The sequence below is a fragment of the Amycolatopsis sp. NPDC049688 genome, from assembly GCF_040674975.1.
Classification (GTDB): Bacteria; Actinomycetota; Actinomycetes; order Mycobacteriales; family Pseudonocardiaceae; genus Amycolatopsis.
Genome location: NZ_JBFANY010000003.1, coordinates 201,528 through 216,585 on the forward strand (window position 1 = coordinate 201,528; position 15,058 = coordinate 216,585).

At 71.5% G+C, this 15,058-nt stretch carries 18 protein-coding genes and 1 pseudogene; 11 read left to right on the forward strand and 8 right to left on the reverse strand.

Features of this window, described 5'->3' with window-relative positions:
* Positions 1–8: 8 nt before the first annotated feature.
* From AB0J55_RS12105 to AB0J55_RS12130, 6 genes are all read left to right on the forward strand, one after another.
* Positions 9–872: a hypothetical protein gene (locus tag AB0J55_RS12105; protein ID WP_364246504.1), complete on the forward strand. Its 864-nt coding sequence runs from the start codon at positions 9–11 to the stop codon at positions 870–872.
* The gene (locus AB0J55_RS12110) at positions 869–1,639 is read left to right on the forward strand and encodes an aldolase/citrate lyase family protein (protein ID WP_364246507.1); all 771 of its coding nucleotides are present in this window, start codon (positions 869–871) and stop codon (positions 1,637–1,639) included. The genes AB0J55_RS12105 and AB0J55_RS12110 overlap by 4 nt, the downstream gene beginning before the upstream one ends.
* Positions 1,636–2,475 carry an LLM class flavin-dependent oxidoreductase gene (locus tag AB0J55_RS12115; RefSeq protein ID WP_364246510.1) on the forward strand — a complete coding sequence of 280 codons (840 nt, stop codon included), beginning with the start codon at positions 1,636–1,638 and terminating at the stop codon, positions 2,473–2,475. Before AB0J55_RS12110 ends, AB0J55_RS12115 begins: the two co-directional genes overlap by 4 nt.
* A complete protein-coding gene (locus AB0J55_RS12120) occupies positions 2,475–3,395 on the forward strand; it encodes a 3-keto-5-aminohexanoate cleavage protein (RefSeq protein ID WP_364246514.1) in 921 nt (306 codons plus the stop codon). Before AB0J55_RS12115 ends, AB0J55_RS12120 begins: the two co-directional genes overlap by 1 nt.
* Positions 3,392–4,138 (forward strand): SDR family NAD(P)-dependent oxidoreductase, encoded by a 747-nt coding sequence (locus AB0J55_RS12125; protein ID WP_364246517.1) that lies wholly within the window; start codon positions 3,392–3,394, stop codon positions 4,136–4,138. Before AB0J55_RS12120 ends, AB0J55_RS12125 begins: the two co-directional genes overlap by 4 nt.
* A gap of 218 nt (positions 4,139–4,356) precedes the next feature.
* Positions 4,357–4,887, forward strand: a complete 531-nt coding sequence (locus AB0J55_RS12130; RefSeq protein WP_364246520.1) for a hypothetical protein — start codon at positions 4,357–4,359, stop codon at positions 4,885–4,887.
* A 15-nt stretch (positions 4,888–4,902) separates the two neighbouring features.
* Here the strand turns inward: AB0J55_RS12130 and AB0J55_RS12135 are convergent, their stop codons facing one another.
* Positions 4,903–5,562, reverse strand: a complete 660-nt coding sequence (locus AB0J55_RS12135) for a VC0807 family protein (RefSeq protein WP_364246523.1) — start codon at positions 5,560–5,562, stop codon at positions 4,903–4,905.
* Between the two features lie 51 nt (positions 5,563–5,613).
* On the opposite strand from AB0J55_RS12135, the gene AB0J55_RS12140 reads away from it, so the two are divergent.
* Positions 5,614–6,216: a helix-turn-helix transcriptional regulator gene (locus AB0J55_RS12140; RefSeq protein WP_364246526.1), complete on the forward strand. Its 603-nt coding sequence runs from the start codon at positions 5,614–5,616 to the stop codon at positions 6,214–6,216.
* Here AB0J55_RS12140 and AB0J55_RS12145 read toward each other — a convergent pair.
* Positions 6,200–7,381 (reverse strand): serine hydrolase domain-containing protein, encoded by a 1,182-nt coding sequence (locus tag AB0J55_RS12145; RefSeq protein WP_364246529.1) that lies wholly within the window; start codon positions 7,379–7,381, stop codon positions 6,200–6,202. The two genes, AB0J55_RS12140 and AB0J55_RS12145, sit on opposite strands and share 17 nt — an antisense overlap.
* A gap of 100 nt (positions 7,382–7,481) precedes the next feature.
* Between AB0J55_RS12145 and AB0J55_RS12150 the strand changes: the two genes are divergently transcribed.
* Positions 7,482–8,195 (forward strand): response regulator transcription factor, encoded by a 714-nt coding sequence (locus AB0J55_RS12150; protein WP_364246532.1) that lies wholly within the window; start codon positions 7,482–7,484, stop codon positions 8,193–8,195.
* A gap of 1 nt (position 8,196) precedes the next feature.
* Positions 8,197–9,960, forward strand: coding sequence for an ATP-binding protein (locus AB0J55_RS12155; protein WP_364246535.1), 1,764 nt, complete (start codon positions 8,197–8,199; stop codon positions 9,958–9,960).
* A gap of 328 nt (positions 9,961–10,288) precedes the next feature.
* On the opposite strand, the gene AB0J55_RS12160 is transcribed toward AB0J55_RS12155, so the two are convergent.
* Together AB0J55_RS12160 and AB0J55_RS12165 are read right to left on the reverse strand one after the other, a co-directional pair.
* Positions 10,289–10,681, reverse strand: coding sequence for a hypothetical protein (locus AB0J55_RS12160; protein ID WP_364246538.1), 393 nt, complete (start codon positions 10,679–10,681; stop codon positions 10,289–10,291).
* Between the two features lie 202 nt (positions 10,682–10,883).
* Positions 10,884–11,381, reverse strand: a complete 498-nt coding sequence (locus AB0J55_RS12165; protein ID WP_364246541.1) for a phenolic acid decarboxylase — start codon at positions 11,379–11,381, stop codon at positions 10,884–10,886.
* A gap of 59 nt (positions 11,382–11,440) precedes the next feature.
* On the opposite strand from AB0J55_RS12165, the gene AB0J55_RS12170 reads away from it, so the two are divergent.
* Complete coding sequence (locus AB0J55_RS12170) at positions 11,441–11,896, forward strand: MarR family transcriptional regulator (protein ID WP_364246543.1); 456 nt, start codon at positions 11,441–11,443, stop codon at positions 11,894–11,896.
* Positions 11,897–11,944: 48 nt separating this feature from the next.
* Here AB0J55_RS12170 and AB0J55_RS12175 read toward each other — a convergent pair whose 3' ends face one another.
* Together AB0J55_RS12175 and AB0J55_RS12180 are read right to left on the reverse strand one after the other, a co-directional pair.
* Positions 11,945–12,550, reverse strand: coding sequence for a hypothetical protein (locus AB0J55_RS12175; RefSeq protein WP_364246546.1), 606 nt, complete (start codon positions 12,548–12,550; stop codon positions 11,945–11,947).
* 46 nt (positions 12,551–12,596) lie between these two features.
* Positions 12,597–13,028, reverse strand: coding sequence for a GNAT family N-acetyltransferase (locus tag AB0J55_RS12180; protein ID WP_364246549.1), 432 nt, complete (start codon positions 13,026–13,028; stop codon positions 12,597–12,599).
* Here AB0J55_RS12180 and AB0J55_RS12185 point away from each other — a divergent pair.
* Positions 12,982–13,578: pseudogene (locus AB0J55_RS12185) on the forward strand (DUF6596 domain-containing protein); the annotation flags it as partial. The gene AB0J55_RS12180 and the pseudogene AB0J55_RS12185 overlap by 47 nt on opposite strands.
* A gap of 11 nt (positions 13,579–13,589) precedes the next feature.
* On the opposite strand, the gene AB0J55_RS12190 reads toward AB0J55_RS12185, so the two are convergent.
* Together AB0J55_RS12190 and AB0J55_RS12195 are read right to left on the reverse strand one after the other, a co-directional pair.
* Positions 13,590–14,048: an SRPBCC family protein gene (locus AB0J55_RS12190; protein WP_364246551.1), complete on the reverse strand. Its 459-nt coding sequence runs from the start codon at positions 14,046–14,048 to the stop codon at positions 13,590–13,592.
* Positions 14,049–14,136: 88 nt separating this feature from the next.
* On the reverse strand, positions 14,137–15,048 hold the full coding sequence (locus tag AB0J55_RS12195; protein ID WP_364246554.1) for an NADP-dependent oxidoreductase: 912 nt from the start codon (positions 15,046–15,048) through the stop codon (positions 14,137–14,139).
* Positions 15,049–15,058: the final 10 nt, after the last annotated feature.

Below are 15,058 nucleotides of genomic sequence, written 5' to 3' on the forward strand. Positions count from 1 at the left end.
GACCGCTCGTGTACGAAAAGGACGATCCCCGCTCGGGCCTGGCCACCGCGGCCCGGCCCGGCAGCGGCGCCGCGATCGCCGCCGCGCAGTACCTCGACCTGTGGGAGACCCCGGTCGTGCGGGCGCAGAACGTCATCCTCGTCCACACCGACGCCCGCGACGGCGACGACCTCGACAACGGGACCCTCGAAGGCGAACTGGCGATCGTCGTCACCGACGCCTCCCCGGCGTTCACCGTGCTCACTGCCGACGGGGCGACCGAAGTGGACTCCCCGGGGCTCGTCGTGGTGCCGCCCGGCGCGTCGCGGATCGGCGTCCACGGCGACGGGCCGCTGGTCCGGCTGGTCGAAGCGACCGAACCGGCGTGGCGGGATCGCGTCGCCAACGCCGCCGCCTACGCCCAGGACCACCCGCGCGTCACGCTGCTGGAGCGCTGGCCGGCGCCCGCCGAAGAGCGTGTCCGCGTCTACCCGCTGTCCGACGTGCCGGACGACCCGAAACGGTTCGGGCGGATCTTCCGCACGCGGTCGTTCATGGTGAACTTCCTGCCGCTGCAGGACGGCCCGCGCGACCCGCGCAAGCTCTCGCCGCACCACCACGACGACTTCGAGCAGCTTTCCCTGGCCGTGCAAGGGACGTATGTGCACCACATCCGGACGCCGTGGCTGCCCGACAGCACCACCTGGCGCGAAGACGAGCACGTGCGGATCGGCAGCCCGTCGGTCACGATCATCCCGCCGCCGGCCGTGCACACCTCCGCGGCGAGCGACCCGGGCGTGAACCAGCTGATCGACATCTTCAGCCCGCCGCGGGTGGACTTCTCGGAGAAACCGGGCTGGGTGCTGAACGCCGACGATTACCCCATGCCGTGAGCGGGCGCACCGGTGGCGGGCTGTTCACCCGCTCGCACACTCCCGTCGGGACGTGGCTGAAGATCGCCTCGACCGAGCCGGCCGAGATCATGGCGTTCGCCGGGTTCGACTTCGCCGTCATCGATCTCGAACACTCGCCCCTGGACCTGGTGACGGCGTACCGGCTGATCAACACCGCCGCCGCGCTCGGCGTGACGCCGCTGGTGCGGGTGCCGGACAAGACGCCGTCGACGATCCAGAAGATCCTCGACGCGGGGGCGATGGGCATCTTGGTGCCGCATGTGGACACCCTCGAAGAGGCCGCCGCGGTCGGGCGAGCGTGCCGGTTCCCGCCCCACGGCGTCCGCGGCGCCGGCGGCACCAGCCGGGCCGGGACGTGGGGGCTGAAGCCGACCGCCGAATACCTGGCCACCGGCAACGACGACGTCCTCTGCATCCCGCAGCTGGAGAGCGTCGTGGCGATCAAGGCCGCGCCGGAGATGCTCGCACTGGACACCGTCGACGCGGTGTTCGTCGGGGCGGCGGACCTGTCGATGTCGATGGGGTCGACGCCCGCCTCGCCGGACGTGCTCGACCTGATCGCCTCGGCGATCGCGGCCGCGCACGACGCCGGGAAGAAATGCGGGCTCGCGTTCGGCGGGGTTCCGGAGAAGGCCGCGCGGGCGGTGCGGGACGGCTGCGGCTTCGTCCTGCTCAGCAACGACACGACGATGCTGGCCGAAGCCGCGCGCGGCTTGGTCACGGCCTTCCGCGACGCAGCTTCATGACGCTTTCCCTGCCACGCACGGCGTTGTCGATCGCCGAACCGGACGGCCTCGACCACGACGGCGTGATCCGGTTCGTGCGGGCGCTCGAGGAGTACGGCCACCGGATGGTGTGGATCCCCGAGGTCACCGGGCGCGAGGCGTTCACGACGGCGGCGCTGGTCCTTTCCACCACCGAGCGGCTGATCGTCGGCAACGGCGTCGCCCGGGCGCTGGAGCGCGTGCCGAAGTCGGCGGGCTCGGCGGCGCGGGACCTCGCCGCCGGGTATCCCGGGCGGTACGTGCTCGGGCTCGGGGTGAGCGGGGCGGTCCGCGAACGCGGGGTCGGACCGCTGCCGTTCCTGCGGGAGTACCTCGACGGCGTCGACAAGGTGGCGCCCGAGGTGCCGAAGGTGCTCGGCGCCTACTCGGAGGGGATCACGCGGCTCGCGGCCGAGCGGGCCGACGGGCTGATCACGTTCCTCGTCACGCCGGAGCACACCCGGTGGGCGCGCGAAACGATCGGGGACCTGTTCCTGTCGGTCGTCCAGTGGGCCGTGGTCGGGCGTTCCCGGGCGGAGGCCCGCGCCGTGGCCCGGGAGCGGCTCGCCTACTACCTGACGCTCCCCCACCAGCTCGCGAAGCTGAAACGGCTCGGCTTCACCGACGCCGACCTCGCGCCGCCGGGGTCCGACCGGCTGCTCGACGCGCTCGTCGCGTCCGGCACGCCCGACCAGGTCCGGGCCGCCGTGCGAGCGCAGTACGACGCGGGCGCCACCCAGGTCGCGCTGACGCTGGCCGGCCCGCTCGACGACGCGAAGCTCGACGCCTACCGGGCGCTCGCGCCCCAGGAGGATTGATGCGCACGGCCGAGAAAGTCATCATCACCACCGCGATCACGGGCTCGGTGCACATCCCGTCGCAGAGCCCGCACCTGCCGCTGTCCGCCGACGAGGTCGCCGACGCCGCGCTGGAGGCGATCGAGGCCGGGTCGGCGATCGTCCACCTGCACGCCCGCGAGCCGGACGGCCGGCCGACGCCCGATCCCGGCGTCTTCGAGAAGATCGTCGGGCGGATCACCGCGGAGTCCGACGCCGTCGTCAACATCACCACCGGCGGTGCATCGTCGATGACGATGGACGAACGGCTCGCGGCCGCCTACCGGCTGCGGCCCGAGCTCGCGTCGATGAACATGGGGTCGATGAACTTCGTCTACTCCGGCATCGCCGGCAGGGTGACCGAGTGGAAGCACGACTGGGAGAAGCCGTACGTGCTCAACACCTACTCCCACCCCTTCGTGAACACCTTCGACAAGATCGAGCACACGCTGCGCACGCTCGGTGAGTACGGGACGCGGTTCGAGTACGAGTGCTACGACATCGGGCACCTGTACTCGCTGGCGTACTTCGCCGAACTGGGCCTGGCGAAACCGCCGTTGCTGATCCAGGGCGTGTTCGGCGTCCTCGGCGGGATCGGCGCCGACCACGCGAACCTGGAGCACATGGTGCGGATCGCGGACAAGCTGTTCGGCGACGAGTACTGCTTCTCGGCGTTCGCCGCCGGCCGGGACCAGCTGAGCTTCGGCACGCACAGCGCGTGGCTCGGCGGGCACGTGCGGGTCGGCCTGGAGGACAGCCTGTGGATCGGCAAGGGGCGGCTCGCGGAGAGCAACGCCCAGCAGGTCCGGAAGATCCGGGCGGTGGTGGAGGATCTCGGGAAGCCGATCGCCACCCCGGCCGACGCGCGCGCGATGCTGGCACTGCGAGGAGGAACGGCATGAGTCTGCTGACCGGCAAGGTGATCCTGGTCGTCGGGGCCAGTTCGGGCATCGGCGCGGACGCCGCGCGGGTGTTCGCTTCGGACGGCGCTTCGGTGATGCTGGTGGCCCGGCACGAAGAACCCCTGGCGAAGCTGGCCGCGGAGCTTTCCGATTACGACGTCGGCTACACGACGGGTGACGTGTCGTCGGCGTCCGATGTGGACGCTTTCGTGGCGGCGACGGTCACCCGGTTCGGCCGGCTCGACGGCGCGTTCAACAACGCGGCCATGGGCGGCGCCGGCCGGCTCGACCAGGTGTCCGAAGCCGACTTCGACCGGATCATGGCGGTGAACGTCAAGGGCACGTGGCTGTGCCTGCGTTCGGAGGTCGCGGTGATGGAGCGGCAGGGCGCGGGCTCGATCGTGAACGTGAGCAGCATCGGCGGCCTGCGCGGCAGCCCGGGCATGGGCGCCTACCAGGCGAGCAAGCACGCGGTGATCGGCCTGACCCGCACCGCCGCGCACGACTTCGGGCCGCTCGGCATCCGGGTCAACGTGCTGGCCCCGGGCCCGACGGAGACCCCGATGCTCGACGAGCTGCGCCGCACGATCCCGGGCGGCGTCGAGGCGCGCATCGCGGCGACGCCGTTGCGGAAAGCGGGCACGGGCGCGGAAGTCGGCTCGACGGCGGCGTTCCTGCTGAGCGACCGGGCGAGCCACCTGAGCGGTGTGGTCGTCCCGGTCGACGGCGGCTTCACGGCGTGAGATTTCGGCCGGCTCGGCGCCGATGACACCGGGAAGTGGCCGAAGAGGCAGACGTTCCCGACATCGATTGACGTCACCGTGCGGCGGGCACGAAGATGCCGCCTCGAAGCCGGAAGACCGGCTGAACGAGGAGGAATCCCTTGCCCGGTGCACCAACAGCCGCGACGCGGACCGCTCGGCAGCCGGTGGCGCGGTGGCTTTTCCCGCTGGTGCCGACGATGTTCCTGCTCGTGACGGCGTGTGGTCCGGCGCGCGTGGCCGGGTCGGCGAACGCGGCCGCGACCGGTCCGCTCACCTCGGCGGCGGACCTCCCGGCCCCGGCGTCTTCGGCACCGGCCGCTTCCGGCGCCACGAGCCCGGGCCTCGCCGTCGAGCGCTGGGTCACCCAGATCCTGCAGGAGCAGTACACGGAGGCCTGCCTGTCCGGCGCTCCGGCGCTGCCCGCCGGTCAGGACGCCGAGGCCTTGTGCCGGAAAAGCCAAGTCGCGGCGAGCGCCAGGTCGCTGCGCGAGGCGTGGGCGAAACCGGGTGTCAAGCTGCCCCCCGACGGAAAAGTCGAGGCCGCCGCCGTGCCGGCCACCGGCGACAAGGTGAAGGTGCCGGACACGGCGGTCAAGCTCGACGGCCGCACCTTGCGCAGTCTCGAACTCGTCGGCGCCACCGGCGACACCGGCTCCTTCAGCCTCAGCCTCAAGGTGGAAAAGCACGCGGGAGCCTGGTACGTCACGGGTTTCGAGCTGAACGCCTGACTCCCTCGGCGTGGTTCACGTCCGTTGGAGCACCTGCTCGATGATTTTCCGGGGACGCCGGATGAGGACCGCGCTCACCACCACCAGCGCCCCGATCATCACGAACGTCAGGATGTTGGCCACGTCGACGGCGTGAGCGATGTCGTTGTCCGGCGCGGAAAGGACAACGTAGGCCTTGGCGACGCTCATCACGACCATGATGAGCCCGATCGAGGCCGTCAGGAGCCGCTGCCACCGGCGGTAGCCGGGAATCTCCCGCCACGCGTAGTCGAACGCCCGCTCCCGCTTCGGGTCCCCGAACGTGGCGACGGACATCGCACTCGCGTGCGCCAGCGGCGTCCGGTACACGAGCGTGGCGAGGCAGAAGACGCCGGCGATGAAGATGTACGCCACCTCGCGCAGCGCGGCGACCCGGGCGCTGCGGGTGGCGACCGTGACGACGATCGTCGCGGTGATTTCGGCGAACACGAGGAGGCCGACCAGGTCGATCCGCCGGCGGCGGACGGTGACCACCAGCACCACGACGGCGACGGCGACGGCCGGCGCCGTGAGCGACCAGAGCACGCTGGCACCGAACGCGCGCAGCAGGTAGTAGCCACCGATCGACAGGACGATCTCCACCAGAGCGGAGAGCAGTCCGCCGGCCTTCGTCGAGCCGTGCGCAAGGGATGACATCGGACCTCCCGGTGCCCGCGTAGTACATACCGTACTAGTATACTATGCCCTATGGTTACCCGTGGGCACCTCTCGCCCCTCGCGATCGCAGTTCTGGCTCTGCTGGCCGAGGAGCCGATGCACGCCTACCGCATGCAGCAGCTGATGCAGGAGCGTGGCGTCGGGATCGTCGTCAACGTGCGCAACCGGTCCGGGCTCCACGCCTCCCTCGACCGGCTCGCCCGGGATGAGCTGATCCGCGTCCGAGCCGTCGAACGCGATGCGCGCCACCCCGAGCGCACCGTCTACGAGCTCACGGCACACGGCCGGGAGAGCTTGCTGAGCGGCCTGCGCGACAACCTGTCCACCCCGGTACCGGAATTCCCGCTGTTCCCCGCCGTCGTGTCCTTCCTGCACCTGCTCAGTCCCGAGGCCGCGCGCACGCAGCTTGACCGGCGGGCCGATGCACTGCAGCAGAAGCTCGCCGAGACGGAGGCGGTGCTGGACGCCTCACACCGCCACGGAGTCCCCCGCCTGCACCTGCTCGAGCACGAATACCTCCAGGCCACGACCGCGACGGAGCTGAACTGGGTGCGCGCGGTGTCCCGTGACATCGCTGCCGGAGCGTTGACCTGGGAGCCGTACGGCGATGCGCCGCTCAGCGTGCGGCCGTGATCAGCTGCCGCGCCTTGCGGGTCACGGCGACGGCGCTCGCTCCGTAGTTGCCGAGCACCACCGCCGTCCAGCCGGAATCGGGGAACCAGTCCAGGTTGGTGGACACCCCCTTCGTGCCGCCGTTGTGGCCGTTGATCCGTTGCCCGGTCATGACGTGCGTGCTCGGGCCGTAGCCTTCGAAGAACGAGTTGTCCGGGGCCAGCGGCCACTTCGGGCTGGCGGCGAGGTGGGTGTACGCGGACGAGTGCAGCTTGTGGCACTGGAAGGCGCTCGCGAAGCGCGCCATGTCGGCCGCGGTGGCGAAAGCGCCGCCTGCCGGGTTGCCGATGATGCCCCCGTCGAACTCGGCCACCACGTCGGTCCACTCGTTGCTGTCCGGCAGCTTTTCGTAGGGGTGGGCGATCCGGCGGTCCTCACGCCACTGGGCCGCGGTGCAGAAACCCGCCGTGGGCATCGCGGCCGGTCCGAACACGTGCTCACGGACGTAGTCGTAGTAGCTCTGCCCCGACACCTCGGCGACCACGGCGGCGAGCACGTAGTAGCCGTCGTTGCTGTAGACGTTCTTGGTGCCGGGGGTGAAGTTCAGCGGCAAACCGCGGAGGTAGTCGACGGTGCCGTCGAAGATCTCCTGCAGCTCCGTCCACCCGTCCTGCCCCGGAGGACGCGGTGGATCGGCCGCCGGCCTGCCGAAACCGGAGGTGTGCGTGAGGAGCTGGTGAATGGTCACCGTCCCGGCGACCTCGGGCCGGAAGCCCGTCAGGTACGTACCGAGCGTCGCCCCGTACGACAGCTTGCCCTGCTCCGCCAGCTGGTGGACGGCCGTTGCCGTGAAGAGCTTCGTGATCGACCCCAGTGCGAAGATCGTGTCCGGGCCGTTGGGGATGCCGCGTCCCTTGTCGGCCTGCCGGTGGGAGCGAGCCAGGACGACGCGGTCCCGCAACGTCAGCAGCACGGTTCCGGAAAACGTGTCCTCCGCGGCGAGCCGGCTCACGTACTGGTCGAACTCGCCGCCCGGCCGGAGCGCGTCGGGGATCCGGCCGGCGGTGGGGTGTGCGGAGGCGGTGGCAGCGGGCAGGGTGACGGCCGCCAGCGGAGCGACCCCCAGGGCGGTGAGCAGGGTGCGCCGGCTCGCGGTGCGGAGTGCCGGTTCGTGGTTCTCGGTCATGGCCCGGAGCGTGCCGGGTGCCGGTCAGGAACTTGTCAGGATCCCGCCGTCACGAGGCTTTCTTGGCCGGTTCACAGGTAACCGGGCGAGACTGCCCGGCATGCGGGCACACATCCTGGTCGCCGAGGACGATCGCAAGCAGGCGGACCTGATCCGCCGCTATCTCGAACGTGAGGGCTACGAGGCGACCGTCGTCCACGACGGCCGGGTCGCGCTCGACCACGCCCGCCGCCGGGCGCCGGACCTGCTGCTGCTCGATCTGATGCTGCCGCACCTGGACGGGCTGGGCGTGTGCCGCGCGCTGCGGCCGGAGGACGACATCCCCATCATCATGCTCACCGCGCGGGCCGCCGAGGACGACGTGCTGCTCGGTCTCGCCGCCGGCGCCGACGACTACCTCACCAAGCCGTACCGCCCGCGGGAGCTCGTCGCCAGGGTGACCGCGGCGTTGCGGCGCGCCGCCCGCTCCTCGCGCGCCGAGCCCGAACGGTACCGGGTCGGCGAACTGCTCGTGGACCTCGCCCGCCACGAGGTCCGCGCGGCCGGACGGCCGGTGAACACCACGCCCGCCGAGTTCACCATCCTGGCCTGCCTTGCCGCCTCCCCCGGCCGGGCGTTCACGCGTGAGCTGTTGCTGGAACGGCTCGGCGGGTTCGACCGGGACGTCACCGGCCGCACGATCGACATGCACGTGCTGAACCTGCGCCGCAAGGTGGAGCCGGTCCCCACCAGGCCCCGCTACCTGCTGACCGTGTTCGGCGTCGGCTACAAGCTCGCCGAGCCACCGGAAGGGGCCACGGACAGTGCGTCGTAGCGTGCTGCCGAGACTGGTCGGGCTTTCCCTCGCGATCGCCTCCCTCGCGGTGAGCGCGACCGCGGTGCTCGCGACCTACGGCACCGGACACCAGCTGCGCGACCGGCTGACCGGCGACACCTCACTCCTGGCGACCGACAGCGACATCCTCGCGCAGCTGTATGCCTACGCTGACGAGCACCGCGACTGGACCGGCGTCGACGGAGTGGTCCGCGACCTGGCGAAGCGGACCGGCCGGCGGATCGCGCTCACCACGCCGGGTGGTGAGCTGCTGGCCGACTCGGCCGTACTGCTGGGACGTGGTGCTCCCGGCCTGCCGCCGGTGCCGGCCGCGAAGGTCGACGCGACACGGCCGGCACCGGGCAACGCCGGGGCGAAGCCGAACGTCGTCGTCCGCGATCCTTCGCTCGGGGTGAACATCGGGTTCTCCGTCTGGCGGCTGACCGAGGCCGAAAGCCGGCAGCGGCAGGTCTACGCCCGCGAGGCGATCGACTGCCTGCGCCGCACCGCGACGGAGCACCGGTCTCCGCACCGCCGCGTCATCACCGAGCGCGGACCGGACGACGTCCCGGCGGACCCGTGCCTGCCCGCCGCGTTGTTCGCCCCCTCGGCGGCGACCCGGGCACTCGACGAGCAGGTCATCGACCTGGCCGTGCCCTGCCTGACGCACCTCGGGATGGCCTACGACCTCACCACCGACCGGACCGGAGCGCGCGTGCTGCGCCCGCGGCAAACGGCAGGCCCGCAGTGGACGGGCTGCCTCGATGCCGCCCGGGCCGAGGCGAAGGCGGCGCACGTGGCCGCGCCCGCGGACCTGTACCTCGGCGAGAGCGACCGGTTCGACCCCTTGTCCGCCGAAAGCTGGTGGCGGACCGCGGCGACCGCGGCCGCCGTCCTGCTCGTCGCGGCCGTGGCCACCGTGGCGGCCGGGCGCCCCCTGGTGCGCCCGATCCGCACCCTGACCACCGCGGCCCGGCGGATGACGGACGGAGACCGCGCGGCCCGCGTTCCCGTCCGAGGCCACGACGAGGTCTCCCGCCTGGCCGCCGCCTTCAACTCCATGGCCGACGCCATCGCGAACACCGAACGGCAACGCCGCGCCCTCGTCAGCGACGTGGCCCACGAGCTGCGCACCCCGCTCGCGAACGTCCGCAGCCACCTGGAAGCCGTCCAGGACGGCGTCCTCCCGCTCGACCCGGCACTCGTAGGCTCACTGCTCGAAGAGCAGGAACTGCTCGAACACCTCGTCGCCGACCTCCACGACCTGGCGCTCGCCGATGCGGGCATGTTGCGCGTCCACCCGGAGGATCGGCAAGCGGCCGACCTCGCCGAGCAGGCCGTCGCCGCACACCGCGCCCGGGCCGGATCGGCCGGCGTGGACCTGCGCGTCGAAGCAGCGGAGCATCTGGTGGTGCACGCCGATCCCACCCGCCTGCGCCAGGCGCTGGGCAACCTGGTGTCCAACGCGATCCGCCACACCCCGGCCGGGGGCGCGGTGGTGGTCTCGGTACGCGGCCGAGCGGACACGGTGGAATTCACCGTGGCCGACACCGGTTCGGGCATCGCCCCGGAACACCTGCCGCACATCTTCGACCGCTTCTACCGCGCCGACTCGTCCCGCAGCCGCACCACCGGTGGCAGCGGGCTCGGCCTGGCCATCGCCCGGCACCTCGTCGAAGCCCACGGCGGCTCCCTGACCGTGACCACGATCCCCGGGGACGGCTCGTCCTTCACCATCCGCCTCCCCACCGCGGGCCGGCCCTGAGGTCGTCGCGGCAAACGCGCGAGCTACGCCGCGGACCGGCAAGGTCGTGCGGGTCTCCGTGCCCGACGCCGCCGCCCGGTGGCCGCAGTTCGCCGACGCCGCTCGCGCCGCGTTGCCGGAGCTCCACACCACAGCCGCCGAAGCCACGATCCGGCAAGCCGAGCGGCACCGCAGCGCACGGGAGACAGCCGCCGGGCTCCGCACCCTGACCACCCGCGCGGTGATCGACCAGGCGGAAGGCATTCTCATCGCCGTCCCAGCCGGCCGAGGAACCGGGGTGATGGACCCAACGGTATGCGGCGAGGCTGCTGAAGGTGGTCCGCCGCGCTCATCCGCCGGCCCGCCAGGCATCGATCACCTCGGCCCATTCCTTGTTGCGCGTGGACTCCAGGAGTTCCCGGCGATCGATCAACAGGTACAGCTCACCCGCAGGGGTGTTCGTACCGAGGATGAGCGGTTTACCGGAGTCCAGCAGGCCGCCGAGGAACCGCCCGTACAGGTCCGTGAACTCACGTCGCACGCTCGTCACGTCGTGGGGCCGCAGCAGCAGCGCGCCGTCGCCCCACCCGGACAGGACCAGGGCATCCTCGGCCAGCTCGATCGTCCCGCGCCTGCGGAACAGCGCCTTCTGGCTGATCACGCCCGCCGCCTTGCGAGCGCTCTTGCCGGCCTGCAGCTCGGCCGCACTCGCTCCGATGTAGACACCTTTCTTCGGCTCCATGCCGCAAGCCTTGCGCACGGCCGGAGCCGGCCGCAGCGGCCGGAGGGTGATGGCCGCATCAACTTTCGTCGATGGTCGAGATCGACCTCGGGATGGTCGAACGGCACCCGGTTCACCCCGCTCGTGGGAGTCAACCCGGGTGCGTACCGGAAAACCTTCCGGCCGGCCCCGCGCTGAGCAGCTGCACGACTGAGCAGGAGGCTCAGTTCGTCCTCGCGGCGAAGCCGTCGGGAAGATCGGCGGGAGCGACGGAGATCACGTCTTCGTCGTTCTCCCCCACGAACTCCCACCACGTGATGGCCGCGAACTCGGGCACGATCTCGATCGGATGAGTCGGCCCGGCGTCCCGCAGAGCCACCATCCTGTCGAGGTGGTCGTTCTGGAAGACGACCGTGGCCGAACCGTCGTCCGCGATCCAGCGCGGGAAGAAGATCGTGCCGTGCAGGCGGCGTTGAGCCGGCATCACGTTCACCACCACCGACGTTCCGGTGGGCTCGTTCCACGACAGCTTGTAGACGTCGTCGGCGAGGCGGACGAGGTCGACGGGCTGGCCCTTCACCCACCGGCCCCCGACGTGTCCGCTGTGGATGCGGTAGTCGATCGTCGTGGCGTTCTTCACGTACATCTCGTACTGCCAGCCGTTCGCGTACGTGTAGACGAAGCGATGGCCGACGATCCCGGAAAGTTCTTGACCACTCATACCGATAGTTTTGCATCAAAATAGTTTTGCCTCAAGCCGAGTTGTGTCACAGTGACCACATGCCGTCGACGAGCGCGCACCTGGGCAGCCAGATCGCTCCCCTGCGCCGAGCCCTCCTGCGCCGTACCCGCGCCCACGCGAACCTGCCTGATCTGCCGGACGCCCAGGTCGAGGTGCTGCGCGTCCTCGTCCAAGGCGGCCCGGCCACGCCGGGTGCACTGGCTTCGCAGCTTCAGGTGGCGCGATCGACGGTCAGCAACCTGCTCCGGGCGATGATCGCCGCCGGCCTCGTCGAGCGAGGGACCGGCGAGGACCTCCGGACGGCCCGGGTCACCGCCACCCCCAGAGCCGCGGACCTGCTGGCACGCTACGACACGGCAAGTGAACGGGTGCTCGACGAAGCCCTCTCCGAGTTGACCGCCGCCGACCGGCGCGCCATCGAACGAGCCGCACCCGCGCTCGCCCGCCTCACCGCCGCGATCGATCGACGGGACAACCCGAGCGCCGGTCTCTGAACGGGCGAGGATGCGGACCGCGCCGGACGACCCGCATCCGGACGGCGGTCAACCTCCGCCGGCGACGTCCACGGCCCCCCGGGTGGTCGCCACCGAATCGGCGTAGTCCAACAGCGACATCCCGACGGCCACACCGACCATGGTCAGCACCCCGCGCGGCCAGAAGATGTGACTGTCCAGAAAGGACACACTCGCGACCAGGAGGCACACCCCGCCGGGCAGCGCTCGCCGGCCCGCTCGTGCGATCGCCGCGAGAACGATCAGCACGGACGCGGCGAGGAAGCACCCGGCGCCGATGTGGCCGAGGAGATCGCCGACCTCGAAGAGGGAGCCGACCACCGGCGTGACGCCGTGCTGCACGTCCGTCACGGTACCGGCGGCGATCCCGGCGACCGCGTCGAGACCGCCGTAGAACGCCGCGAAACCGAACGCCGCCACCCGCCCCGGCCGGCGCAGCCACGGCGATGCCTGCCCCAGCAAAAGCCACTGCGCCACGGCCGGCAACGGGAACACCGGCAGCAGGACGATGTGCAACACGGCCCACCGCTGCGCCGTGGCCGCGTCCAGCACCCCCGGGTGAGCGGCACCGAACCCGGCCAGCAACAGCCCTGGCACCGCGAACAGCGCGGCGCGGAACACTCGTGAACCCGGCACCGGCCGAGCCTAGCGACGGCCGGCCGGGCAGGTGCTTAACAATCGCTTACGGCTCCGGAGTCAAGGAGCGGTCCAGCCAGACGCGGTCGCGCAACGCGATGCCGTCGATCCGGATTTCCGCCGGGTACCCGGTGGCCGGGGTGAAGGCGTCCCGTTCGACCGACCTCATCCGGAAACCCTGCCGCTGGTAGCAGCGCAGGTTGCCGACGTCGGCGGCGGCCGTGGCGGCGACCAGCTGCGTCCCCCGCTCATGGGTGACCAGCTCGACGGCCGCATCCAGCAGCGCGCCCCCCACGCCTCGTCCTCGATGGTCCTCCCGCACCGCCATGTTCTTGATCTCGCTTTCGCCCGGCTTCCCGGTCTCCACCAGCTGCAGATGGCCGAGGACGGTGTCTCCCCGCACCGCGACAAGGACGCGGCCAGCACCCGGCCTCTGCGGAGAGGCGATCCGGCTGGCCCGGCTCCTGGCCGAGCTCATGCCCGGCGAACCCGAGGTCGCCGGGCTGCTCGCCCTGGTGCTGCTGGCCGAATCGCGGCGGGCCGCCCGGACCGGGCCGGACGGCTCCCTCGTGCTGCTCGCCGACCAGGACCGCAGCTGCTGGGACCGCGCCCTGGTCGAGGAGGGGCACGAGATCGTGCGCCGGTGCCTGCGCCGCAACGACCCCGGTCCCTACCAGCTCCAGGCGGCGATCCACGCCGTGCACGCCGATGCCGCGACCGCCGCGCAGACCGACTGGCGGCAGATCCTCGCCCTCTACGACCAGTTGCTCGCTCTCGCGCCCACCCCGGTCGTGGCCCTCAACCGCGCCGTCGCCGTCGCCGAGGTCCACGGCCCGGCCGCCGCGCTCACGCTCGTGGACGAGCTGGATCTGGAGCAGTACTACGCCTTCCACGCCACCCGGGCCGACCTGCTGCGCCGACTCGGCCTCGACACCGAAGCCCGTACCGCCTACCAGCGAGCCGCTGCACTGGCACCCACCGGCGCCGAACGGGACTTCCTCGTCCGCGGCGGCCGCGGTGTCCGATGAGGACGTTCCGGTCACGCCCCGGAAAGCGGGCGCCCCCGTTCCAGCAAGGCCTTCAGCGCGGCCAGGTCCTGACGGTTGGCCCGGCGCATCGACGCAGCCATCAGCGGCGCGCTGATGGCCGAGAAGCCTTTCGGTTCACCCCGGTTGCGCAACGTCATGTGGGTGGCGGCGGCTCCGCGCGAGGCGAAGGTGTACGTCGTCTCCATCGGGAACGGCCCCTGGGCGGTGCGCATGACCAGCCGCTCGCCGGGGACCAGGTCGACGATCTCGTAGGTGTAGGCCAGCCGGCGGCCCAGGAACCGGGCGACGAACGCGACTCGTGAACCCACGCCCGGTGGCGCGGGGGTCTCCCACTCCACGGATTCGATGTTGGCGTACCACTCCGGCGCGTGGGAGGAATCGATCGCGTACGCGGCGACCTCGTCGCGGGGAAGGTCGATCACGATCTCGGTCTGCACGTCGACAGCCATTCCCGCCTCCGACTGATGTCCCCGGAGCGGCCCATCCTACGGGGGCCAGTGCTCGCCGACCCGGCATCGTGGCCGGGCGGCCGGACGCTCAAGGGCGAATGACGGTCTTGCCTTTGCGCCGCTCGGCCGGGTTGAGCGCCGGGACGGCGTCGTCCAGGGTCACGACGGTTCCGATGTGCGAGCGAAGACGCCCGTCCCGCGCCCGGTCCACGATCTCTGCCAGCTGGCCCGGCACGGACTCGACGACGAAGTCGATCGCCAGGCCGTCGACGGGGCGCGCCTCGGCGGGCCCGACGACCGATACCAGCGTCCCGCCGGGCCGGATGATGCTCGCCGAGCGACGCTGGACGTCGCCGCCGATGACGTCGAAGACCAGGTCGACCCCGCCGAGGTCGCCGAGATCGTCGTGGTCGAGGTCGAGGAACTCGTTCGCGCCGAAGTCGAGCGCCGCCTGCCGGTCCGCCGCCCGCCCGGTACCGATGACGTAGGCACCGAACTCCCGGGCGAGCTGCGTCACCACGGATCCCACCGCGCCGGCCGCACCGTGCGCGAGGACGCTCTGCCCCGCCCGCAGACGACCGTGCCGGACCAGGCCCTGCCACGCGGTCAGGCCGGAGATCGGCAGGCTCGCCCCCACCGTGAAGTCGACGTTCCCCGGCAGCGGCGCAAGGTTGCGGGCCTCCACGGCCGCATACTCGGCCAAGGTTCCGTCGCGGTGCCAGTCGGTGATCCCGAACACCCGCTGTCCCGGCGAGAGTCCCGTCGTGCCGTAGCCGAGGGCGGTGACCACTCCGGCGAACTCGTGGCCGATGATCGGCCGCGCTCGATCGTGGCCGGAGCGATCGACCCACGTCGAAGGCCACTCCCACTCCGCGGGGACGAACCCCGACGCACGAATCTCGACGACGACGTCGTTGATCGCCGGCGACGGCGACGGGCGCTCCGTGAGAGTGATCCCGGCGGCCTCTGCGGCCTGATCCATCGCGACTATCGCCTTCACCGGTACCTCC

What these genes read in the sequence shown, in the direction of transcription:
- AB0J55_RS12115 (WP_364246510.1), top strand. Translation starts at nt 1,636, where the DNA reads ATGACGCTTTCCCTGCCACGCACGGCGTTGTCGATCGCCGAACCGGAC.
- AB0J55_RS12120 (WP_364246514.1), top strand. Translation starts at nt 2,475, where the DNA reads ATGCGCACGGCCGAGAAAGTCATCATCACCACCGCGATCACGGGCTCG.
- AB0J55_RS12125 (WP_364246517.1), top strand. Translation starts at nt 3,392, where the DNA reads ATGAGTCTGCTGACCGGCAAGGTGATCCTGGTCGTCGGGGCCAGTTCG.
- AB0J55_RS12130 (WP_364246520.1), top strand. Translation starts at nt 4,357, where the DNA reads ATGTTCCTGCTCGTGACGGCGTGTGGTCCGGCGCGCGTGGCCGGGTCG.
- AB0J55_RS12135 (WP_364246523.1), bottom strand. Translation starts at nt 5,562, where the DNA reads ATGTCATCCCTTGCGCACGGCTCGACGAAGGCCGGCGGACTGCTCTCC.
- AB0J55_RS12140 (WP_364246526.1), top strand. Translation starts at nt 5,614, where the DNA reads ATGGTTACCCGTGGGCACCTCTCGCCCCTCGCGATCGCAGTTCTGGCT.
- AB0J55_RS12145 (WP_364246529.1), bottom strand. Translation starts at nt 7,381, where the DNA reads ATGACCGAGAACCACGAACCGGCACTCCGCACCGCGAGCCGGCGCACC.
- AB0J55_RS12150 (WP_364246532.1), top strand. Translation starts at nt 7,482, where the DNA reads ATGCGGGCACACATCCTGGTCGCCGAGGACGATCGCAAGCAGGCGGAC.
- AB0J55_RS12160 (WP_364246538.1), bottom strand. Translation starts at nt 10,681, where the DNA reads ATGGAGCCGAAGAAAGGTGTCTACATCGGAGCGAGTGCGGCCGAGCTG.
- AB0J55_RS12165 (WP_364246541.1), bottom strand. Translation starts at nt 11,381, where the DNA reads ATGAGTGGTCAAGAACTTTCCGGGATCGTCGGCCATCGCTTCGTCTAC.
- AB0J55_RS12170 (WP_364246543.1), top strand. Translation starts at nt 11,441, where the DNA reads ATGCCGTCGACGAGCGCGCACCTGGGCAGCCAGATCGCTCCCCTGCGC.
- AB0J55_RS12180 (WP_364246549.1), bottom strand. Translation starts at nt 13,028, where the DNA reads ATGAGCTCGGCCAGGAGCCGGGCCAGCCGGATCGCCTCTCCGCAGAGG.
- AB0J55_RS12190 (WP_364246551.1), bottom strand. Translation starts at nt 14,048, where the DNA reads ATGGCTGTCGACGTGCAGACCGAGATCGTGATCGACCTTCCCCGCGAC.